Raw genomic sequence first — 22,198 nt, forward strand, 5'->3', positions numbered from 1 at the left:
CCTCAGCTGCCGCGCATGTACTGCACCGAGAACAGCTTCGTCGGGCTCATCTCCTGGTCGAGATGCACCTTGAACTTGCCGGTCGAGCAGTGCTTCGCCTGCACGTCGATGATGCTGAAGCCATCGTTGATCGCCACGCCGCGCCCGGCGTTCTTCGGCATGTGGCTCTCCGAATCGGTGTAGGCGATGATGAAGGTCTTCCACAGCTCGCCCTTGCGGTCGTAGATCTCGTTCAGGCTCAGCGCATAGGTCTCGGCATCGACGTAGTGCACGCGCTTGCTGATGACATGGTCGGGATTGACCGGCACCGACTCGATGACATAGGTCTTGCGCAGCTGCCACGTCACGTTCGGGAAGCACGCCCCCTCGCCGCCGAAGTCGATGAACTTGAAGCCGTCCGCCTCCTTCGGCTCCTCGGCGAGCTTCTGCTTGTTGTGGGCGTAGAACGGCACCAGCAGGTCGCGCGTGCCCTTGTATTCCCACTTCATGTCGCGCATGCGGCCGTTGTAGCCCTCGAAGTCCTCGACCATCAGGTCCGAGCCGAGGAAGGGGTCGGTGACCTGGTTCGACGCGAGGCGGCGCACGCGGCGCTGGAAGCCGAGGTAGAGATACACCTCGTCGAGCTTCGCGTCGTCCGAGAAGCGGCTGATCAGGAGCTGCGTGTCCTTGAGGTCTTGCGGCTCATGCACCTTCAGGTAGCCCGAGCGCAGCAGCTGCGACGGGTTCGGCTCGACTTCGGGTCGCGGGTCCTGGTCGACGCGGTGCTTCCACTGGATGATGTGGTATTCCTGCTTCAGCGTGCGCTCGACCTTGCCGCTCGCCATGTTCTTGTATTCCATGTACCACGGCCAGATCGTGTAGCTGTCGCCGATGCGGTTGTTGTGCTGGAAGTTCCAGAACACCTTCTCGCCGGCGCGCGGGTCCTTCGCGTCGGGCTCCAGCGGGAACGGCCGGCCGGCGACGAAGCCCGTCAGGTCGCCGACGTTCGCACCCAAGGACACCTTGTTGAGGTTCTTGCGCGTCGCATCGATGTAGTTCTTGCTGATGCCAAAGGAATAGGTCTCGCCCACCGTCAGCGTCGTCTGGCCGTTCTTGATGTACTGCGCCATGCTCGGGATCAGCGCCGCCTTCGCGGCCTCGACGTTGTTCTTGTCGATGACCATGCCGGGCTTGACGCCGGCGACCGTCGGCACACCGCTCTTGTACGGACCGAAGCTCTTGTCGACATCGGCGTCGGTCGCGGCCTGTGCCGTACCGATCGCGCCGGCCGCCAACAGCATCGATGTCATTGTCCTCATCTTCATCGTCTTCCTCCTCCGGGGTTCAGAACTTGTACTGCATCACGAACTGCAACTCGTCTTCCTCCTGCGCCATGCCGATCGGGCCGGCACGGAAACGGCCCAGCGGCTCGAATCCGCCCAGGCCCAGCGAGCCGTCGTTCGGCCCCTGCCCCGGCGAGGCGGAGAAGGGATGGAAGGGGTTGCAGGTGCGGCAGTCGTCGAACTTGCGCGCTCCGCGGCCGACCTTGACGTTGGCGCCGACCGTGAGCTTCAGGTTGTCGCTGACGAGCCAGTCGATCGACGGCGCGATCGTGGTCGCCTCGGCGCGGACGTCGTGCGCCATGATCACCTGCGGGCTCAGCCGGTCGTTCATGTAGAAGCCCTTCAGGAGCAGCGTGAAAATGTTGTTGTCCTTCCAGTCGGGCATGCCGACCTTGCCGAACGGACGGTCCTCCAGCTCGTGGTCGAGCAGATGCTGGCCGAAGAGCTGCGCCGAGATCAGGAAGGCGCGGGTCTTGTTGAGGAAGGGGATGAAGGTCGGGCGGTCCCAGCCGACCACGTAGCGGAACACACGCGACTCGGAGAACAGGCGCTTGCGCAGGCCGTTCGGGAACTCCTCACCCTCGGTCAGCGCGGCCTCGAGCCGGAACACCGACTTGATCGCATCCACCTGCAGGTCCATCGAGCCGCCGATCAGGTTCACGCGCGGGAAATGCACGTCGAACGCGATCAGGTACGGGTAGGGATGCGGCTGCGGCGTGGTGTCAACGGCGCCGACCGGGTCGAACGGGTTGCGCGCCGGGATGCCGCCGCGCAGCGAAGGCAGCTGCGAGCGGTAGGTCAGCGCATTGAGCGAGAAGCCGACGCCGCTCTTCTGGCCTTCGAGCTTGACACCCAGTTGCGTGTTCGCCAGCGACCAGCTCGGCAGATGCGCCTTGCGGATGCCGATCTGGTTCGGCCCGAAGTCGGTCGCCGCCAGCCCCGGCAGACCGAGGTTGGCGAAGTTCGCGACGGTGCCGCCGTTGTCCCACAGGTTCTTCATGCCGCGCATGAAGCAGCCCGCATCGAGGATCACGTTCGGACTGCCGCACTGGCCGATGTTGTGCGGCCGGAACTTGTCGAAGTTCCACACGACGGCGAAGTTCAGGTCGTCGAAGGTCTCCGTCGCGCCGGCGCGGTACTCGGCCTGCATGATCCACATTGGAATGCGGATGTCCTGGAGCTCGTCGTAGATGTTGTTGCGCGAGTAATCGACCGGATTGATGACGTCGAGCACGCGGAAGAGGTCGGTGCGTCCCCACACCACCTGCTGCTTGCCGACCTTCATGAACAGGCTCGAACCGTCGTCGAAGGGCACGGAGCCGGTGACGTAGGCCTCGCGGATGAAGTCCCAGCGGTCGTTGAACTCGGGCGACTCCAGTTCCTGGCGCGTCGCGTCGAGGTAGTCCTTGATGCAGCCGCGCGAGTCCTTGTCGCACGGGCGCACCGGCACCGCGAATGCCACGCCGCCGTCGGTGCGGTGCAGGTGTTCGCCCAGCACGACCATCCCCTCGTTGGGGTTGTAGCGCGGTGCGGAGGGGTCGGTCGAGTTGAAGCCGAAGGCGCCGCCGCCGGGCAAGCCAGCGAGTCCGGCGGTGAGCGGATTCGTCGGGCTGCCGAGGCCCTCGCCGTGCGCGACACTGGACCCCGGGATGCCCACGGTGTTCTCGAGCCGTACCGCGCCGCCGGCCTTGTTGCCGTAGGTATCGTCGTTGAGGCGATAGACACCGTCGAACGTGCCGCGCAGCTTCAGGTTAACGCCCACGTCGTCGAACGCGCCACGCCGGCCGAGCTGGCGGTCGATGTCGATCTTCAGCGTGTTGCGGAACTTCGACAGCCCGACATCGCGGCGCGCGAAGGTCGCGTTCTCGTAGACCACGTCGACGCGCGCCTCCTCGTTCGGCATGTCGCCCGCTGCGGCGCCCCCCGTGTGCGCGACGCCGACGGCCAGCGTCAGCATGCCGGCCGCAAGCGGTACGTTGCGGCTATCCTTCTTTGCGGATTTCCTCACCTTCGTCCTCCCCTCGTTGTTGTCGGCCAATGCGCTCACGCGACTTGCAGCACACCGTCTTCGTCGAGCCGCGCCTTCGTGATGAAGACGGGCTTGAACATCACGACCCATGCCGGCATCAGCAGCATCGCGGCGAGCGCGTTGAGCACCAGCATCAGCGTCAGCAGCAGCGCGGAATCCGCCTGGAAGCGCAGATCGGACAGGAGGACCCACATGATCACGCCCGCGATCAGCGTTACCGCCGTGAACACCACCGCGAAGCCCGTCGTGCCCGCCGCGGTGCGCACCGCCTGGCCGAGGTCGCCGCACACCGCCACCTCCTCGCGGATGCGGTTCATGATGTAGATCGCGTAGTCGATGCCGACGCCGATGCCCACCGCGATGACGGGCACCGTATTGACGTTGATGCCGATGCCCATGGCGCCCATGTAGGCGTAGGTCATGACCGTGGCGAACAGCATGGGCAGCACCATCAGCCAACCGGCGTGGAGCGAGCCGTAGGACAGCGTCACGAAGACGAAGGCCAGCAGGAGCACGAGCGGCACGATGAGGCGGTTATCGTCGTCGACCGCGTCGTTGATCGCGGCATTGACGCCGATCGCGCCGCCCCCCAGGCGCAGCTCGAAGCCTTCGACTGCGCCGACCTTGGCGATGCCCTGCTCGGCCACATGCACCGCGCGCCGGATCGTGTCGGCCTGTTTGTCCTTGTAGTAGAAGACGAGGTTGGCATCGCGCTCGTCGGCGTCGAGGAACTCGGCAAGCGCGCCGGGAATGGGGCTCGCCGCCATGTAGGCGAAGAGCAGCCCGCCCACCGCGGAGGCCGACTCGGGGATCTGGTTCCAGCGCGGGTCGGTGTTGTGGATCAGGCCATTGACCGCGCGGACGAGACCGGGCAGCGCCTTCGTGCCACCGAGCGCCGGATCGAGCAGCATGTAGTGCTGGAACTGCTCGATCGCGCGCAGCACCTCGGGCCGCTTCAGGCCGCCCTTCTCTTCCGTTCGGGCAACGATGTAGAGCTCCTCGGAGCCGGGGAAACGCGCGTTGATCGCGCGCGACGACACGTTGTAGTCGTGGTCCGGGTACAGCAGCGGCGAACCCGCCTCGGCCTCGCCGATCTTCACCCGCGCGGCGAGCCCGCCGCCGACGACGAGCAGCACCGCGGCGACCGCCAGCACGGACGCCGCCGCGCGACGCCCAGCCACCGCGCCGAACACCCGCTCGACCGCCGCATGCGCCCAGCCGCGGCGGTTCTCGGTATTGCGCGGCGCGGGCAGCAGCCACAGCAGCAGCGGCACGACCAGCAGCACCGTGAAGAACACCGAGAACGCCCAGAAACCGGCGTAGTAACCGAGCTTGGTGTTGATCGGCGCCGCGCCGAGCGCCAGCACCGCGATGCCAATCGCATCGACGGTGATCGCGAGCGAGCCCGGCCGGAACAGGTCCTCGAACGCCACGCGCGCCGCAACGCGGCCGTCGCGGCTCGCCGCCAGCTCGGCGTAGTAGCGTTCGACGAGCTGGATGCTGTGCGACATCGCGCGCGCGGCGATCAGGAAGGGGATCACGAGCGACAGCGGATCGAGGTTCCAGCCCATCTTCGACACGAAGCCCAGGCCCCAGATCGATGACAGCGCGATGCCGACGAGAGGCAGCGCGACGCCGTAGAAGCGGCGGAAATACGCGACCAGCAGGCCCACCATCAGCAACAGCGTGTACAGGAAAATCTGCAGGATCTGCGGCAGGTAGGTGTAGACCCAGCCAATCAGCACCGGCTGGCCGGTGGCGTGAATCTGCGTGCCGGCGGCCTGCTCCTTCGCGCGCACCGCCTGCAGCTCGCCGAAGATCTTCTCGTAGTCGATCGCACCGGCTTCGTTCATCTGCGCCTTCACGAGCGCCGCCTTCGCGTCGGGCGACACGAGCAGGCCATAGATGCGCGGATTGGCGCGGACCTCCTTGCCGAGCGCCTCGAGCTCGTCGGCCGACAGCGCCGGGCGCTGCGGGTCGTAGTACTGCTGCGAACGCATCTCGCCGTCCTCGGTCAGCCAGATCTTGCGCGAGGTGCGATGCGTCAGGCTGGAGACGAGGTTGTGATTCACGCCCGACAGGCTGTCCACGGCCTGCGTGACGCGGTGGATTCGAGCCAGCGTGTCGTTGGTGAAGATCGTGCCGTTCTCGACCTCGACCGCGACGACGATCTGGTTCGCCCCGCCGAAGGTGTCGCGGATCTCGTTGTGCAGGCGGATGAAGGCGTGGCCCTGCGGGAGGAGGTCGGCGAACTCGGTGTGCATCTTCAGCGCCGGGATCTGCAGCGCGAAATACGCGGTGACCGCGAGGATCGCCGCGAGCACGAGGCGCGGGAAGGCGAAGACCTTCAGTTCGAGTTCGTGCAGCGCGTGGGTGAATTGGTTTCGCACGGCCTCTCCTTACTTCGCGGTCGCAGGGGTCAGGGAAACGATGTCGAGCGTGCCGGCGCCACCGGCGACGAGCAGCCCGCGCCCCGCGAGCGAGAAGCCGCTGCGCAGGTAGGGCGCCGGACGGCCCTCCACCGGCCGCCACTGCCCGTCGGCCAGCGCCAGCACCAGCCCGTTCGCGCCGAGCGCGTACACGCGGTCGTCGTGGCGGGCGAGGCCGTACATCGGTGCGCCGGTCGGATTCGGCTGCTTCTGCCAGCTCGCGCCGCCGTCGGTGGTGTGCAGGATCGTGCCGGCGAGCCCGCTGACCCAGCCGGTCTGCGCATCGGTAAACAGCGCGCCGTACGGATAGAAGTCGTTCGGGATCGGCGTGCCCGCCTGCCAGCTCGCGCCGCCGTCCTGCGTGGTCAGGAAGCTGCCGAACTCGCCGGTGATGACGCCGTGCCGCTCGTCTACGAACTGCACCGTCGTGAACATCTGGTCCTCGCCGAGCGAGGCATCGCGCCACGTCGCGCCGCGGTCCGCGCTCGACAGGATCGCGCTCTCGCTGCCGACGACCCACACCTGCCCCGTAGGGTCGCAGGCGACCGCGAGCGGCGTCGCCTCACTCGTGATTGGGCGCGCTGTCCAGTTGGTCGCCGCGGCGTCGCCGATCCACACGCGGCGGCCGAAATCGAGGGCGACGAAGCCGCCATCCGGGCACACCGCGACGCCGATCAGTGAGGCGCCGGCATCGACGACCTGCCGCCGCCAGCTCTTGCCGCCGTCGGCCGACGACACGACGACGCCGTTCGCGCCGACCGCGACGAGCACGCCCGGATTCGCCACGGCGGCCTGGAACTGGTCGGAGCGCAACACCGGTGCGGACTGCGTCGCGGCGAGCTCCGCGAGGTTGGCCGACGCGCTGCAGCCGAGCAGTGCGGACGGCGCGAGCGCGAACGGCAGAAGCCAGGTACGGATGCGGTCAATCCCAGTCATGAAGTCCCCTTGCGATCAGCAATGACACCCCCTGCACGGGGGCGGCGAACTCTTGGGCTGGGGTTGGATGTCCCGACGCGCACGACACCCGCGCGCCGGCGCATCTGCGACTGGGCCGATTCCGCTTCCGGCTCTGAGATCGGGGTCACCTCCCGACGTCGCGCGACATCGGAAAGGTAAGGAGTTCGGGGCGCTGCCGCTATCCGGCAACTGCGGCGCTTATCCGCGGAGTTCCGAACAATTTCCGTTGGGGAGCATCGCCGGCGAGGGGCGGTTTGTCGGAGTACGACCACATCATCGGGATGACTTTACGTGCGTCTTGTATCGAAATACGATATCGAAGATCAATACATAACGACGGCAACGCCATGGCCGGTATTCGAGAAGAACCAATGCCCGACCGGGCAACATCGGTTCTCCATATCTTTCTCATTTTTCTGCGCCTGGGCCTGACCAGTTTTGGGGGACCTGTTGCGCACCTCGGCTATTTCCGTGAGGAATTCGTCGCGCGCCGCAAGTGGCTCAGCGATCACGCCTACGCCGACTTGGTAGCCTTGTGCCAATTTCTCCCGGGGCCCGCGAGCAGTCAGGTCGGCATCGCCATAGGGCTGTTTCGCGGTGGCTTGCCCGGCGCGCTCGCTTCATGGCTGGGATTCACCTTGCCTTCCGCCGTCGCTCTGGCGCTCTTCGCCCTCGTGCTCACCGGCCTTGGCACCGAGGCGCATGGCGGTTGGCTGCATGGACTCAAGGTCGTTGCCGTCGCGGTCGTCGCTCAGGCGCTGTGGGGTATGGGAAGGAACCTGTGCCCGGATCGGGAGCGCGCCAGCGTGGCGGTCGCCGTGGCCGTGCTTGCCGGCGCGATTCCCGGCGTGCTGGGCCAAGTCGGCGTGATCGTGGCTGGCGGAGTGGTGGGCTGGCTATGGCTCTCTCCCCAAGGCAGCCTGCCACACAGCCACCTGCCCGTTCGGCTTCGCAAGCGCACGGGCGCCTTGGTGCTGGCTGCCTGCTTCGCCCTGCTTTTCCTGTTGCCGGCCGCCGCCACGCAGAGCGGCAGCTACGCCCTGCAGCTCTTCGACAGCTTCTACCGCGCCGGTGCCCTGGTGTTCGGGGGCGGACACGTGGTCCTGCCACTCCTGCAGGCCGAAGTGGTTCCGCCCCGCTGGGTCTCCGAGGATGCGTTCCTTGCCGGGTATGGCGCCGCGCAGGCGGTGCCCGGCCCCCTCTTTACTTTCGCTGCCTACCTGGGCGCGGCGTCCTCTCAAAGTCCGAGCGGCTGGCTCGGGGCCGGCGTTGCCATCGCCGCAATTTTCTTGCCCGCTTTCCTGTTGGTCATCGGCGCCTTGCCGCTGTGGGAAGGTGTCCGTCACCACCCGGCGATGCAGCGGGCGATGCTGGGCGTCAATGCCGCCGTTGTCGGCCTGCTGCTGGCAGCCTTCTACGATCCGGTGTGGACCAGCGCAATCCTCTCGCCGGCCGACTTTACGCTGGCCGCGGCGGCCTTCCTGTTGCTGGTGTTCTGGAAACTGCCCCCCTGGCTCGTTGTCGTCCTGGCCGCGCTGACGGCTGGCGTCGGCTGGCAATGAACGAAGGTGGGAAAATGGGCGAGCGCGACCTGCTGAGCGGGCTGATCCGACTGCATATCCTGCACCACGCCGCACAGGAGCCGATCTTCGGGCTGGGTATCATTGAAGAGCTTGGCCGACACGGCTACAAGGTATCGGCCGGCACCCTCTACCCGATCCTGCATGGAATGGAGAAATGCGGCCACCTCGCCTCCCGCTCCGAACTGGTGGCCGGTCGGCAGCGACGGCTCTATGTCATCACCGAGCGCGGACGGGAGATGCTTGCCCAGGGCAAGGCCAGGGTCTGGGAGCTGTTCCACGAGCTGTTCGACGACGAGTTGCGCGCCGGTACCAAAGGGCGGTGACGTCGATCTCGCTGTTGCCGGACCCACTGCCTGCCTGATCTCGGCCTTGCCCTTGTTATCGGCCTTTCGAAGCCGGCGCTCGAGGCGATCGGTGTTGTGTCCGCTGTCCTGGTCGATGCCGTGCGTCTCGTCGTCTATGGCTTCGGATTCATGGGTGATGCAGACCGATCATCCCCGTGCCGACACGGGCGTCCCCCCCGCCCAAGAAAAACGCGGCCGCCCAACGGCGGCCGCCCTGCTGTTCAAACCCGTCCGGTAGCGGGTCAGCGACTACCTCTTATGCTTGCGTAATCCCGCACGCCCTTCTCCATGATGCCCTTCAACACCTTCTCCGGCGTGATCGGCGCCTCGATGAACTGGATCCCGATGGCGTGGAAGATCGCGTTGGCCACCGCCCCCACCGGGCTCACCAGCCCCGACTCGCCGACGCTCTTCGCCCCGAAGGGGCCGACCGGATCGGCGTCCTCGACGAGGATCGTCGTGATCTTCGGCATGTCCTCGGGGCCGAACATCTTGTAGTCGGTGAAGCTGTTGTTCTGCACCCGTCCCTTGGCGTCGTAGTCTGTCTCCTCGCTCAGCACGAAACCGAGGCCCTGCTGGATGCCGCCTTCGAGCTGACCTTCGACCGCGGCCGGGTTGATCGCGCGCCCGATGTCGTGCGCATTGACGAGCTCGGTCACCCTCACCTCGCCGGTCTCGGTATCGACCTCGACCTCGGCGAAGGACGCCCCGAAGGGTGGCGAGTTGTGCGGGGCGAAGAAGCTCACGTAGCCCTGGATCTGCCCCGGCACCCCGCCCGGTTCGCCGGTCATGGGGTCGACGAAGTGATACACGCCGGCGCGCGTGATCGCCTCCGCCTCGATGCCGCGCGAAGGGTCCGCCTTGACGAAGATCCGTTTGTTGCGAATGTCGAGCTCGTCGGCGGGAACGCCGAGCTGCAGCGACGCGCGCTCGAAGAGTTGGCGCTTCGCCTCCTCGCAGGCCTTCTTCACCGCAGCGCCGCCCACGTAGATCGTGCGGCTCGCATGCGCGCCGATGTCGAAGCCGGCGACGTCCGAGGTGCCGCCCGACAACTGCACATGCTCGAAGGGGAAGCCCAGCGTCTCCGCGGCGATCTGCTTCAGCGCCGTGTGCGAGCCCTGCCCCATGTCCGAGCAGGCGAACAGGACCTCGGCGGTCGCGTCCTCGTTGAGCTTCACGGTACAGGCGGTGTGCTCCAGCAGCATCGGCATCGCCCCGCTGGTGTGATTCATCACCGCGACACCGACGCCGCGCCGGATCGTCCCCTCCTGCTTCGCGTACTTGCGCCGCTTCTCGGTCCAGCCGATCGCCGCCGCACCGCGGTCGAGGCACTCGTCCAGCGCGCACGACGGATAGGTCACGCCCGGGCACCAGCCGTCGTCGCCGACGCCCTTGTGCCATTTCTTGCGCCATTCGACCGGATCGGCGCCGATCTCGGCGCATCCGCGGTCGATGAGCTGTTCGAGCACGAAGTTCGTCTGCGGGTTGCCGTAGCCGCGATACGCGCCGGTCAGGCCCTGGTTCGTGAAGTAGGACTCGCCGCGGTAACGCAGCGCCGGGAAGCGGTACATGCCGCCGAGCCAGGCGCCGGCCGTGAAGGCGGTGCCGGAGGCGTCGAGGTAGTAGGCCCCCTTGTAATTCTCGAAGCGCGCGTCACATGCGAGCGGCGTACCGTCACGCTTGAAGCCTATCCTCATCCAGTACTTTCCCGGGTGGCGGCTCGGCGAGATCACCCAGTCCTCCTCGCGCAGCGTCTGCAGCTTCACCGGATGACCGGGCACCGCCAGCGCCATCGCGCAGACCTGCGGTTCCGAGATCATGCCGAGGCGCGTGCCGAAGCCGCCGCCGATCACGGTCGGAACGATCTTCATGAGATTCATCGGCAGGTCGAAGAGCTTCGCGAGCTTGCGCTGCACGAGCTTGGGCATCTGCGACGAGGTCCAGCACGTGAGCCGCCCGCCGCTGTCGACCTTCGCGACGTACGCGTGCGGCTCCATCTGGCATTGCTTCTGTTTCGGGACGTAGAACGCGTCCTCGACCACGATGTCCGCCTCCCGCATCGCGCCGTCGACATCGCCGCCGCCGAGCGCGTGGTTTGGGAACATCGCCTCGGGCAGCTGGAACGCCAGGTTGCCGGGTTTCTCCGGCGTAAACTGCACCGCCCCGGGCGCCCTCGACGCTTCCGCGGTCAGGTACACCGGCAACGGCTCGTACTCCACGATCACCTTCGCCGCGGCGCGCTCGGCCGCCTCTTCGGAACGCGCGATGATTCCGCAGATGGCATCGCCCTGAAATTTCACGTGCTCGGTGAAGATGGGCTGGTCGTCGATGTCGCCGAGCATGTCGTGCATCGACTCGGACACCATCAGGTCGAGCACCGACGAGTTGTAGCGCTTCGCCGTGACGTCCTTCGGACCGATCACGCGCACGACGCCCGGCGACGCCGCCGCCGCCGAGAGATCCAGCCGCTTCACGCGTGCGTGGGCATGTTCCCAGCAGCGCACCACCTTGCCGTACAGCATGCCCGGCAGCTGGATGTCCGCCGCGTACTGCGCCTGCCCGGTCGCCTTGTCGCGCACGTCCACGCGCGGCGCGTTGGTGCCGACGATCGCTTGCTCGCTCATTGCACGACCTCCTTGCAGGGCTCGACCGCCGCGACACGGCCCGGCATCGTCTGCGCCGCCTTTTTCACCGCCTTGACGATTTTCTCGTAACCGGTGCAGCGGCAGATGTTGCCCTCCAGCGCATGACGGATCTCGGCCTCGCTTGGGTCGGGGTTCGTCGCGAGCAGGCTCGCCGTCTTCATGACCATGCCCGGCGTGCAGTAGCCGCACTGGATCGCAGCCTCGTCGACGAAGGCCTGCTGGATGTGGTCGAGCCGGCCGAAGTCCGCCCGCCCCGCGACCGTCGCGATGCGCTTGCCGTCCATCGTCGCGGCGAGCGTCAGGCAGGAATTGATCGCCTTGCCCTCGACGACCACCGTGCAGGCGCCGCATTCGCCGGTGCCGCAGCCGTATTTCGTCTCCGTCATGCCGAGTTCGTCGCGCAGCACGTCGAGCAACGTGCGATTCACGGCGACGTTCAGCCTGTACTCCTCACCATTGATATGGAGCGTGATGTCCCGGTTCTTCATTCTGGTCTCCTCGTCTTCTTCGGCCGCGGGCTCAGGCGGCGCCGCAGGCTTCCTGGATCGCCCGCTTGAGCAGCACGCCCGACACCTGCTTGCGGTATTCGGCGGTGGAGCGCTTGTCGTCGATCGGGCTGATCTCCCAGGGCACCGACGCGGCGACGCGTTGCAGCACCTCCGGCGTGAGTTCGTGGCCCTTGAGCAGCGTCTCGGTTTTCGTCAGCCGCAGCGGCGTGGGCGCGACGCAGCCCATCGCGAGGCGGGCGTCGACACAGGTGTTGCCCTCCATCTCGAGCCGCACCGCGACGTTGAGCTTCGCCAGATCCTCGCTCGTGCGGGTCATGCGCTTGAAGGCGGAGCGGGAACCGGCCGCGGGCGGCGGCAGGATCAGTTCGACGGCGAGCTCGTCCGGCAGCCGCGCGGTGACGCCGTACGACAGCCAGAAGTCATCGATGTCGACCTCGCGGCGGCCGGATGCCCCGTGCAGCACGACGACGCCGCCGATCGCGTAGATCGCGCAACTGCAGTCGCCGGCGGGCGACGCGCGCAGCAGGTTGCCGAGCACCGTGGCGGTGTTGCGCACCTGGCCGGTCGCGAAGGTCTGCGCGGCATGCCACAGGGCACGGTAATGCCGTTTCACGTCCGGCTGCGCGAGCAACTCGGCGACGGTCGCCTTGGCGCCGATGCGCAGGCCCTTTTCGGGGTCGAACAGCACGTAGCCGAGACCCGGAACGTTATCCAGGCTCATCACGAATTCGGGCACCTTGGCGGGCGATTGCGCGAACTTCATCGCAACCATGACGTCGGTGCCCCCGGCCATCACGGTGATCCGCTCACGGTGCGTCGACAGCAGCTCGACCGCCTCGGGGATGCTCTGAGGAAGCAACAGGTCAAAATCCGGCAATATTCGACTGCTCATGAAGTCACTCCTTCGCGAGATGCAGGCAGGGTGGATCGGACGGCACGGATGGGCCGCGCATCCCCGTATTGAAACGGCGGCGGAACCGTGCCGGCTATCCGGCGCGTACGGCGCCTATCCTCGGAGTTCGAAAAATTCGCCGCGGGGGCGAATGCGAACGGCACGAGGCCACCCATACCGCATGGGGGGGACGCCGACGGCGGCGCGTGGCTATAGTCTGCTCACGTACCACCGCATCGACGCTGCGTCGATTCACACGAGGAGAAACGCCATGGCTTCCCAATACGATCCGATGGTCCCGGTGATGGATGCCGAGGGTGACGACACCGACGTGGCCGGCATTCCATTTCCCGCCCCGCGCTGCGCCGAGACGCTGGACTTCCCGGCCATGCCCGACGGCGATTCCTTCCTCGGCGAGGTGCTGGCGTTCATCCGCAGCACGGACGAGCGGCCCGGCGGCGCACCGGCTTGCCAATGAGTGCAATGACACGCGGGGGGGACAGGCGATGACGACGGTCACGATGAACCGCGACGAAACCGCCCCCCACCGCGATCTCGCGCAGTTCCGCGCCGATTTCCCCATCCTGCGCACGCGCGTGAACGGCCAGCCCCTGACCTACCTCGACAATGCCGCGACCACGCAAAAACCCGACGCGGTCATCGACGCCGAGGCGAACTTCTACCGCACTGCCAACGCCAACGTGCACCGCGGTGTGCACGCGCTGAGCCAACGCGCCACCGACGCCCACGAGACGGCGCGCCACAAGGTCAGGTCATTCATCAATGCGCGCGCCGATGCCGAGATCATCTTCGTGCGCGGCGCCACGGACGCGATCAACCTCGTCGCGCAAGGCTTCGCCGAACCGTGCCTCACCCCCGGCGACGAGATCATCGTCAGCGCCCTGGAACACCATTCCAACATCGTGCCGTGGCAGATGGCGTGCCGGCGGTCAGGCGCGGTCCTGCGCGTGGTGCCCGTGGATGACTCCGGCGAATTCGATCTCGACGCGTATGCGGCGCTGCTGAACGGTCGCACCCGCATCGTGGCCGTGACGCACCTGTCGAATGCCCTCGGGACGATCACGCCGGTCAGGCGCATCATCGACCTCGCCCACGCCCGCGGCGTGCCGGTGCTGCTCGACGGTGCGCAGGCGATTTCACATCTGCCGGTCGACGTGCGCGCGCTCGACTGCGATTTCTATGCGTTCTCCGCACACAAGCTGTACGGCCCAACCGGCATCGGCGTGCTGTACGGCAAGACGGAGCACCTGCAGGCGATGACGCCGTGCCAGGGCGGTGGCGACATGATCCGTTCGGTGAGCTTCGACGCGACCGAGTACAACGAGCTGCCCTACCGGCTCGAAGCCGGCACTCCGCACATCGCAGGCGTCGTCGGACTGGGCGCCGCGCTCGACTACGTGAGCGCGATCGGCATCGAACGCATCGCGGCCCACGAACGCGAACTACTGCACTACGCGACGCAATGGCTGGCCGACATTCCCGGCCTGCGCATCGTCGGGACCGCTGCGGAAAAGGCCAGCATCCTGTCCTTCACGCTCGACGGCATCCACCCCCACGACATCGGCACGATGCTCGACGATCGCGGGATCGCCATCCGAGCCGGACACCACTGCGCGATGCCACTGATGCAGCGCCTCGGCATCACCGGCACCGCACGCGCATCCTTTGCGCTGTACAACACGCACGACGACGTGAACCGGCTCGTTGCGGCCGTCCGGCGGGTCTGCGAAACGCTCGGCTCGTGATGTAGCGGCGTATCACAGGGCAACGAGCGAGAACAACGACGCCTCGTTCTTCAGCGGCCGGCAAGACTTCGACAGCGTCGTTGCCGCCGGCGTCGCCTCTCGCGGCGACACGGGCTTCGAAGCCGGCAGACGCTGCATCCGCCGCGTCGTAAACGATGTACCGCTCGCGCCCCGGGTTGTCTTCGAAGACAATAGCGCCCTTGTCATCGACGCCAACGAGCTTTCGCTCCGATCTCAGCCGTTTGATCAGCTCCATCGTCAGAACAGTCTTCATGTTTCCCGGGTGCGAACTGGGGACCAGTTGGACATCGACCATGTCATGAAATGCCATTCGCCCCCTCGGTCCCCCAACAATGCGAAGGCAAACGCAGAAAGATGACGTCAAGAGCAGCCAAATGACGGATCGAAAAGACTATAAGCAATTGAATGAAAAGCAATATATTGGAAATATCGGGTAACAGCCACGTGTCCGAACAGCACACCCCGATGATGCAGCAGTATCTCCGGATCAAGCAGCAGCACCCCGAAACGCTGCTCTTCTACCGGATGGGCGACTTCTACGAGCTGTTTTTCGAGGACGCCGAGAAGGCTGCCCGACTGCTCGACATCACATTGACGACGCGCGGACAATCCGCGGGACAGCCGATCAAGATGGCGGGTGTGCCCTTCCACGCGGTCGAGCAATACCTTGCGCGGCTGGTGAAGCTCGGCGAATCGGTCGTGATCGCCGAACAGGTCGGCGAGCCCGGTGCGACGAAGGGTCCCATGGAGCGCGCGGTCAGCCGCATCGTGACGCCCGGCACGCTCACCGACGCGGCTCTCCTCGATGACCGCTCCGATTCGCTCCTGCTCGCCGCGAACCTGCATCGCGGCGTGCTCGGCCTCGCGTGGCTGAACCTCGCGAACGGCGACCTGCGCGTGATGGAATGTCCCGCCGAAGATTTGCAGGCCCAGTTCGAACGCCTGCGCCCCGCCGAGGTGCTGGTGCCTGACGGCCTCACGCTGCCGCTGGTCGAGACGCTGTCGCCGGTGCTGCGCCGCCTTGCCGACTGGCAGTTCGAAGGGGAAACGGGCGAACGGCTGCTCACCAACCACTTTGGGACGCGCGACCTCACCGGCTTCGGCGTCGAAGACATGCCGGTCGCGCTGGGGGCCGCCGCAGCCCTTTTCGACTACGCGCGCAGCACGCAGCGCCAAAGCCTCGAGCACGTCACCGGCCTCAAGGTCGAACGCGAATCGGAATACCTGCGGCTGGATGCGGCGACGCGGCGCAACCTCGAGCTCACCGAGACGCTACGCGGCGAGCCCTCGCCCACCCTGCTCTCGCTGCTCGACTCCTGCATCACCAGCATGGGCTCGCGCTGGTTGCGCCACGCCCTGCATCACCCGCTGCGCGACCGTCACCACGCCGCCGAACGCCAAGGCGCCGTCGCCGAGCTGATCGGCAACGACACCGGCGACGCGCGCACGCTGGCGAACGCCCGCCAGGCCCTGCGAGGTGTCGCCGACGTCGACCGCATCACCGCGCGCATCGCGCTGCGCAGCGCCCGCCCGCGCGACCTCGCCGCGCTGCGCGACAGCCTCGCGCGTCTGCCCGAACTGCACGACGCGCTCGGCCATCCGCAGTCCGCCCTGCTCACCCAGCTCGTGGCCGGGCTCGGCGTCCCGGAAGCAGCCCTCGACCTCCTTGTCCGCGCCGTCGCGCCCGAACCTGCCGCCGCGGTGCGCGACGGGGGCGTGATCGCAACCGGCTACGACGCCGAACTCGACGAGCTGCGCGGCATCCAGACCAACTGCGGCGAATTCCTGCTGGCGCTCGAGGCACGCGAGCGCGAGCGCAGCGGCATCGCCAACCTCAAGGTCGAGTTCAACAAGGTGCATGGCTTCTACATCGAAGTCAGCCACGCGAACGCCGCCAAGGTGCCCGACGACTACCGCCGCCGCCAGACGCTCAAGAACGCCGAGCGCTACATCACCCCCGAGCTCAAGGCCTTCGAGGACAAGGCGCTCTCCGCGCAGGAGCGCGCGCTCGCGCGCGAGAAGATGCTCTACGAGGCCTTGCTCGAAGCGCTCGCCGTCCACATTCCGACACTGCAGCACATCGCCCGCTCACTCGCCTGCCTCGACGGCCTCGGTGCCTTCGGCGAGGCCGCCGTGCGCTACGGCTACGTCTGCCCGCAGTTCTCCGACCAGCCCGGCATGGACATCGTCGGCGGCCGCCACCCGGTGGTCGAACGCCAGGTCGAGAACTTCATCGCCAACGACTGCAGCCTCGCGCCCACGCGTCGCATGCTGATGATCACCGGCCCGAACATGGGCGGTAAATCGACCTTCATGCGTCAGGTCGCGCTCATCGCGCTGCTCGCCCACGTCGGAGCCTTCGTGCCCGCGCAGGCCGCGCGCATCGGTCCGCTCGACGCCATCTTCACCCGCATCGGCGCCTCCGACGACCTCGCGTCGGGACGCTCGACCTTCATGGTCGAGATGACCGAAGCCTCCGCGATCCTGCACGGCGCGACCGACCAGAGCCTCGTGCTGATGGACGAGATCGGCCGCGGCACCTCCACCTTCGACGGCCTGGCGCTGGCCTTCGCGATCGCCCGCCACCTGCTCGAAAAGAACCGCTGCCTCACGCTCTTCTCGACCCACTACTTCGAGCTCACCCGGCTCAACGCCGACTACCCCGAATGCGCGAACGTGCACCTCGACGCGGTCGAGCACGCGCACCGCATCGTCTTCCTGCACGCCGTCGAGGAAGGCCCCGCGAGCCAGAGCTACGGAATCGAGGTCGCGGCGCTGGCCGGCATTCCCGGCTCGGTGATCCGCGACGCCAAGCGCCGCCTGCGCGCACTGGAGAACCGCGAGGTCGGCGCCGGCCCGCAGGCCGACCTGTTCGCCATGCTGCCGGAACCCGAAAACGAACCCCTGTCGCACCCGGCACTCACCGCGCTGGCAGAACTGGACCCGGACAGCCTCAGCCCGCGCGAGGCGCTCGAGCAGCTTTACGCCCTCAAGAGACTGACAGCATGAGCACGCCAATCGACATCAGCGAGGACGGCGGCGTCCGCTACCTGCATTTCGGCTCGGAATGGGTCCAGGGCGCGATGCGCATCCGTCGCCCCAACGCACTGGAACTCGCCTACACGCGCGAGATGATGGCCGGACTGCTGCTGCGCGACGCCGACGAATGGCCGCGCACGGCGCTGGTGATCGGACTCGGCGCGGCGTCGCTGACCCGCTTCCTGCATCACCACTGCCCGCAGACGCGCACGCAGGTCGTCGAGATCGAACCGCGCGTCGTCGCCGCGGCGCGCCAGTTCTTCAAGCTGCCCGCCGAGGACGAGCGGCTCGCGATCCACGTCGGCGACGGTGTGCGCTACGTGATGGAGACCGAGCGCAAGTTCGACCTGATCCTGGTGGACGGTTTCGATCGGAACGCCCGCGCCGGCGCGCTCGACACCGCCCCGTTCTATGCGGCAGCGCGCACGCGCCTGTCCGGACAGGGTCTGCTGTCGGTGAACCTCTTCGGACGCTCACGCGGCTTCCGCGCCAGCGTCGAGCGCATCATCACCGCCTTCGACGACCGCGCGATCGCCTTCCCGTCCTGCGACAGCGGCAACGTCGTCGCCTTCGGCGCCGAAGGCGAGCGCATCGACATTCCGGTGGCCGAGCTGCGCGAACGCGCCCGTGCGCTGAAGGAAAAAACCGGCCTAGACCTCGGCCCCACCGTCACCCGACTGGAGCAGGCGGGCAGCCTGCCGGGCGGCAGGCTGATGCTCTGAGGACTTCCGCAGCGCGGATGGGCCGCGCGGTGGCGTTTTCCGCCGTCCGTGCGACGAAGGCCTCGTCTTTTTCAGGCCGCGGGCGCTTCCTCGGCCGATGCAGGCGGAATCCACAGGCAGGCGCCCTTGTTGGCCTTGCTGATGTCCCGCAACACCTTGTCGTGCTCGGCGAGTTCGTCGGCCGTGGGACGCAGCACACGCAGCGGCGGCCGCTCGATCGGGCTGCCGCTCGCGTCGAGGCCGCCCATCGCCGGCTCGTCGTCGAGCAGCATCATCAGGCTTTCCTGCCCGCGGGTCATCGCCAGATAGACCTCAGCCAGCAGTTCCGCGTCGAGCAGCGCGCCGTGCAGGGTACGCGCGGCGTTGTCGATCTCGAAGCGGTCGCACAGCGCGTCGAGCGAAGCCTTCTTGCCCGGGTTCTGCTCCTTGGCCATCTTGAGCGTGTCGATCACGCCCGCGCACTGAGCCCCCAGCTTTGGATGCCCCAGCAGCGACAATTCGTGGTCGAGAAAGCCGACGTCGAAGCTCGCGTTGTGGATCACGAGTTCCGAATCGCGCACGAAATCCATGAAATCGCCCACGATGTCGCGGAACTTCGGCTTGTCGGCGAGGAATTCCTCGGTGATGCCATGAACCGCGATCGCTTCCGCGTCGATCCCCCGTTCCGGGTTGATATAGACGTGAAAATGCTTGCCGGTGAGGTTGCGGTTGAGCAACTCCACGCAGCCGATCTCGATCACGCGGTCGCCATTGCGCCAGTCGAGTCCGGTGGTTTCCGTATCCAGGACAATCTGTCTCAAGGGTTCATCCCCGATAGTTCGTTCGCGCCCTTGCGGGCCGGTTGATCAGATTTCCGCGACGGCCTTGCCGCGCGTGCGCACGGCCTCGACGCCGCGTCGCGCAAGTTCGTCCGCGCGCTCGTTCTCGGCATGGCCCGCATGGCCGCGCACCCAGATCCACGCCACCTTGTGCCGGCTCGCAGCTTCGTCGAGCGCGCGCCACAGATCCTCGTTCTTCACCGGCTCGCGTGAGGCGGTCTTCCACCCGCGCTTCTTCCAGCCGTGAATCCACTCGGAGATCCCTTTCTGCACGTATTGGCTGTCCGTATGCACGCGCGCCGCCACCGGACGCTTGAGCGTCTCGAGCGCACGGATCACGGCGAGCAGTTCCATGCGGTTGTTGGTGGTCTGCGGCTCGCCGCCCCAGATTTCCTTCTCGTGCGGGCCGCTGCGCAGGATCGCGCCCCAGCCGCCGGGGCCCGGATTGCCGCTGCACGCCCCGTCGGTAAATATCTCGACTTCTTCCATTCATTCCACTTTTTGTACGCCGCCCGTCACCTGCCGGCCGCGATGGGTGACAGGTGAAAGGCGCTTTGCCGCGGCGCGCGCATCGCGCCAATTCGGCGTTATCAGGCGCATTCCCTGCACCCGCTTGATGCCCTGGATGATGTAGGCCCCGCCGCAGATCGGCCACCAGCGGTCGCCCGCCTTGTCCATGAAGCCCCAGCGTTCCAGCCACTTCGTGCTCGTGAACGCCGGCGCGTAACAGCCGAAGCTGCCCGCCTGCGTCTCGAAGCCGAGCAGCGCCAGCCAGTCCTTCGTGCGCCGCACCGACAGGTATTGTCCACGCCACGGATAGCTTCCCGAGCGTCTCGCCACCAGACGCCGCACTCCCCACAGACTGAGCGGATTGAAGCCGGCGATGATCACGCTGCCCTCGGGCACCAGCACCCGCTCCACCTCGCGTAGCACCTGGTGCGGGTTGCGCGAGAACTCCAGCACGTGCGGCAGCAGCACCAGATCGATGCTCGCCGACGCGAACGGCAAGGCGCTTCCCTCCGCGACGACTGCGATGTCGCCCGAGCGCGCGCAATGGAAGCGGAACGGAATACGGTTGCCGCGCAGGAAATCATATTCCGGCAATCCGATCTGTACCGCGTTGTAGCCGAAAATGTCGGCTACCATGAGATCGAACTTGGCCTGCTCCCACCGCAGCAGATAACTTCCCTGCGGGGTTTCAAGCCAGTCCGACAGACTGAGGATGGACATGGACGATCAGCACTCAAAAATCCGCAGCGCCGACATTATCCCTCTTCCGGCCTTCCGCGATAACTATATCTGGTTACTGCGCCGCGGCCCCTGCGCCGCCGTCATCGACCCCGGCGACGCGGCCGTCGTCGAGGCAGCCTTGCAGGCATACGGCCTGCGGCTCGTCGCGATCCTGCTCACCCACCACCACGACGACCACATCGGTGGCGTGGCCGAGCTCGCCGCGCGCCACCATCCCGCGGTGTTCGGTCCCGCGGGCGAGAACATCCCAGGACTCACGCGCGGTGTCGGCGAAGGCGACGAAGTCGCCCTCAATGCGCTGGAGCAGAGCTTCACCGTGTTGGCGATCCCCGGCCACACGACGACCCACATCGCCTACCATGCCCCTGGAATCCTGTTCGCGGGCGACACCCTGTTCAGCGCCGGCTGCGGCCGCCTCCTCGGCGGCACGGCGGCGCAGCTTCACGCCTCGCTGCAGCGTCTGGCGCGGCTTCCGGGCGACACCGCAGTCTACGCCGCCCATGAATACACGCTGTCCAACCTGGCCTTTGCTCAGATGGCCGAACCGGCCAATCCGACGCGCGACGCATGGCTCGCCGAATGCGAAGCCCTGCGCGCCGCAGGACGGCCGACGCTGCCCACCAGCATCGCGCGCGAATGCAGCATCAACCCCTTCCTGCGCACCGATTTGCCCGGCGTGATCGACACGGTCACGGCACACAGCGGGCAGCGTCCGGCCAATTCCGCCGAATGCTTCGCCGCCCTGCGCCGCTGGAAGGACGTGTTCTGACGCGGCTTACCGCACCGTGGCGAGTTCGGGCGCCGCGGCAAGGTGCCAGCGGTTGCGGCCATCGCGCTTCGCGCGGTACAGCGCTTCGTCGGCGCGCGCGACCAGCGTGGCGAAACCGCCGTCGTCGCTGCGCTCGGGGCTCGTCACTGCAATGCCGACGCTCACCGTGACGACGCGTGCCGCCGTCGAGTGCCGGTGCGTGATCGCCAAGGCCTCGACGGCCCTGCGCATCGACTCGGCGACGATCGCCGCGCCCTGTGCGTCGGTTTCGGGCAGCACGACGGCGAACTCCTCGCCGCCGTAGCGTGCCACCAGGTCGACCGGCCGCCGGGTGTTGCCCGCGAGGGCGCGCGCGACCGCCTTCAGGCACTCGTCGCCAACCTGATGGCCGTATGCGTCGTTGAACTGTTTGAAGCAGTCGACATCGACCACCATCAGCGCAATCGACGCGCCACTGCGTGCGCCGCGCCGCCATTCGCGCGAGAGCGTGGCGTCGAAGGTGCGGCGGTTGGCGATCCCCGTCAGCCCGTCGAAGGCCGACAGGCGCGTCAACTCCCGATTCGCCTCGTCGAGCTTGCGCGTGAGCGCCACGAGCGAGGCACGCATGTGGGCGATGCGCTGCATGGCCCACACCTTGGCCTTGAGCACCGCCTCGGAAACCGGCTTGACGAGATAATCGTCGCCCCCCACGGCGATGCCGCGCTCGATGTCCTCGTCCTGAGTCCGCGCCGACAGGAAGATGATCGGCGTCCATTCGCCATCGGACTCGAGCTGGCGTATCCGCCGCGCGACCTCGAAGCCATCCATCCCGGGCATCACGACGTCGAGCATGACGAGATCGGGGCGTGACTGCCGGAAGGCCTCGATGCCCCCCTCTCCGTCGCGCCGATGCATGGTTTCGAGCCCCATTCCGCCGAGCATCCGGCAGATCAGGGCGGCACTCGTCACGGTGTCTTCAATTACGAGAACCTTCATGCCTGTCGATATCCCAGCGGATGGATAAAACCTTGTTATGGTATCAACTAAGTCCCGATATGTCGTCAGCGATTTCCGGTTTGACGCACTTTCTCCCCTGCCCTAGAGTCCACCCTCTTTTCACGAA

The 22,198-nt window shown here is 66.9% G+C and carries 18 protein-coding genes; 7 read left to right on the forward strand and 11 right to left on the reverse strand.

Features of this window, described 5'->3' with window-relative positions; all coding sequences use genetic code 11:
* Positions 1-2: 2 nt before the first annotated feature.
* The 4 genes from ToN1_RS00195 to ToN1_RS00210 are packed head-to-tail and all read right to left on the reverse strand — an operon-like array spanning position 3 to position 6,716.
* Positions 3-1,304 carry a DUF1329 domain-containing protein gene (locus ToN1_RS00195; protein WP_169207457.1) on the reverse strand — a complete coding sequence of 434 codons (1,302 nt, stop codon included), beginning with the start codon at positions 1,302-1,304 and terminating at the stop codon, positions 3-5.
* Positions 1,305-1,323: 19 nt separating this feature from the next.
* A complete protein-coding gene (locus ToN1_RS00200; protein ID WP_244860913.1) occupies positions 1,324-3,330 on the reverse strand; it encodes a DUF1302 family protein in 2,007 nt (668 codons plus the stop codon).
* A gap of 35 nt (positions 3,331-3,365) precedes the next feature.
* Positions 3,366-5,741, reverse strand: a complete 2,376-nt coding sequence (locus ToN1_RS00205; protein ID WP_169207458.1) for an efflux RND transporter permease subunit — start codon at positions 5,739-5,741, stop codon at positions 3,366-3,368.
* Between the two features lie 9 nt (positions 5,742-5,750).
* Entirely contained in the window at positions 5,751-6,716 is a 966-nt protein-coding gene (locus tag ToN1_RS00210; RefSeq protein WP_169207459.1) for a YCF48-related protein, read from the reverse strand.
* A gap of 275 nt (positions 6,717-6,991) precedes the next feature.
* On the opposite strand from ToN1_RS00210, the gene chrA reads away from it, so the two are divergent.
* Positions 6,992-8,299, forward strand: a complete 1,308-nt coding sequence (gene chrA / locus ToN1_RS00215; RefSeq protein ID WP_425305824.1) for a chromate efflux transporter — start codon at positions 6,992-6,994, stop codon at positions 8,297-8,299.
* Positions 8,300-8,313: 14 nt separating this feature from the next.
* Complete coding sequence (locus tag ToN1_RS00220; protein ID WP_169207460.1) at positions 8,314-8,643, forward strand: PadR family transcriptional regulator; 330 nt, start codon at positions 8,314-8,316, stop codon at positions 8,641-8,643.
* Between the two features lie 263 nt (positions 8,644-8,906).
* Here ToN1_RS00220 and ToN1_RS00225 read toward each other — a convergent pair whose 3' ends face one another.
* The 3 genes from ToN1_RS00225 to ToN1_RS00235 are packed head-to-tail and all read right to left on the reverse strand — an operon-like array spanning position 8,907 to position 12,710.
* The gene (locus ToN1_RS00225) at positions 8,907-11,288 is read right to left on the reverse strand and encodes a xanthine dehydrogenase family protein molybdopterin-binding subunit (RefSeq protein ID WP_169207461.1); all 2,382 of its coding nucleotides are present in this window, start codon (positions 11,286-11,288) and stop codon (positions 8,907-8,909) included.
* Positions 11,285-11,797 carry a (2Fe-2S)-binding protein gene (locus ToN1_RS00230; protein ID WP_169207462.1) on the reverse strand — a complete coding sequence of 171 codons (513 nt, stop codon included), beginning with the start codon at positions 11,795-11,797 and terminating at the stop codon, positions 11,285-11,287. The genes ToN1_RS00225 and ToN1_RS00230 overlap by 4 nt, the downstream gene beginning before the upstream one ends.
* 31 nt (positions 11,798-11,828) lie before the next feature.
* Complete coding sequence (locus tag ToN1_RS00235; protein ID WP_244860915.1) at positions 11,829-12,710, reverse strand: FAD binding domain-containing protein; 882 nt, start codon at positions 12,708-12,710, stop codon at positions 11,829-11,831.
* A gap of 271 nt (positions 12,711-12,981) precedes the next feature.
* Between ToN1_RS00235 and ToN1_RS00240 the strand changes: the two genes are divergently transcribed.
* The 4 genes from ToN1_RS00240 (at position 12,982) to ToN1_RS00255 (ending at position 18,258) form a co-directional block, all read left to right on the forward strand.
* Positions 12,982-13,188 (forward strand): hypothetical protein, encoded by a 207-nt coding sequence (locus ToN1_RS00240; protein ID WP_169207463.1) that lies wholly within the window; start codon positions 12,982-12,984, stop codon positions 13,186-13,188.
* 28 nt (positions 13,189-13,216) lie between these two features.
* Complete coding sequence (locus tag ToN1_RS00245) at positions 13,217-14,476, forward strand: cysteine desulfurase (protein ID WP_169207464.1); 1,260 nt, start codon at positions 13,217-13,219, stop codon at positions 14,474-14,476.
* Between the two features lie 489 nt (positions 14,477-14,965).
* Positions 14,966-17,506, forward strand: a complete 2,541-nt coding sequence (mutS, locus tag ToN1_RS00250; protein ID WP_425305842.1) for a DNA mismatch repair protein MutS — start codon at positions 14,966-14,968, stop codon at positions 17,504-17,506.
* The gene (locus tag ToN1_RS00255) at positions 17,503-18,258 is read left to right on the forward strand and encodes a fused MFS/spermidine synthase (RefSeq protein ID WP_169207466.1); all 756 of its coding nucleotides are present in this window, start codon (positions 17,503-17,505) and stop codon (positions 18,256-18,258) included. Before mutS ends, ToN1_RS00255 begins: the two co-directional genes overlap by 4 nt.
* 71 nt (positions 18,259-18,329) lie before the next feature.
* On the opposite strand, the gene dnaQ is transcribed toward ToN1_RS00255, so the two are convergent.
* The 3 genes from dnaQ to ToN1_RS00270 are packed head-to-tail and all read right to left on the reverse strand — an operon-like array spanning position 18,330 to position 20,306.
* Positions 18,330-19,058, reverse strand: coding sequence for a DNA polymerase III subunit epsilon (gene dnaQ / locus ToN1_RS00260; protein ID WP_169207467.1), 729 nt, complete (start codon positions 19,056-19,058; stop codon positions 18,330-18,332).
* A gap of 45 nt (positions 19,059-19,103) precedes the next feature.
* The gene (rnhA, locus tag ToN1_RS00265) at positions 19,104-19,565 is read right to left on the reverse strand and encodes a ribonuclease HI (protein ID WP_169131280.1); all 462 of its coding nucleotides are present in this window, start codon (positions 19,563-19,565) and stop codon (positions 19,104-19,106) included.
* Positions 19,566-20,306, reverse strand: a complete 741-nt coding sequence (locus tag ToN1_RS00270; RefSeq protein WP_169207468.1) for a class I SAM-dependent methyltransferase — start codon at positions 20,304-20,306, stop codon at positions 19,566-19,568. It lies immediately after the preceding gene.
* Between ToN1_RS00270 and gloB the strand changes: the two genes are divergently transcribed.
* Positions 20,305-21,096 (forward strand): hydroxyacylglutathione hydrolase, encoded by a 792-nt coding sequence (gene gloB, locus ToN1_RS00275; protein ID WP_169207469.1) that lies wholly within the window; start codon positions 20,305-20,307, stop codon positions 21,094-21,096. The genes ToN1_RS00270 and gloB overlap by 2 nt on opposite strands.
* Before the next feature lie 6 nt (positions 21,097-21,102).
* On the opposite strand, the gene ToN1_RS00280 is transcribed toward gloB, so the two are convergent.
* Complete coding sequence (locus tag ToN1_RS00280) at positions 21,103-22,071, reverse strand: diguanylate cyclase domain-containing protein (protein WP_169207470.1); 969 nt, start codon at positions 22,069-22,071, stop codon at positions 21,103-21,105.
* Positions 22,072-22,198 lie beyond the last annotated feature (127 nt).

This window comes from Aromatoleum petrolei (genome assembly GCF_017894385.1).
GTDB lineage: Bacteria > Pseudomonadota > Gammaproteobacteria > Burkholderiales > Rhodocyclaceae > Aromatoleum > Aromatoleum petrolei.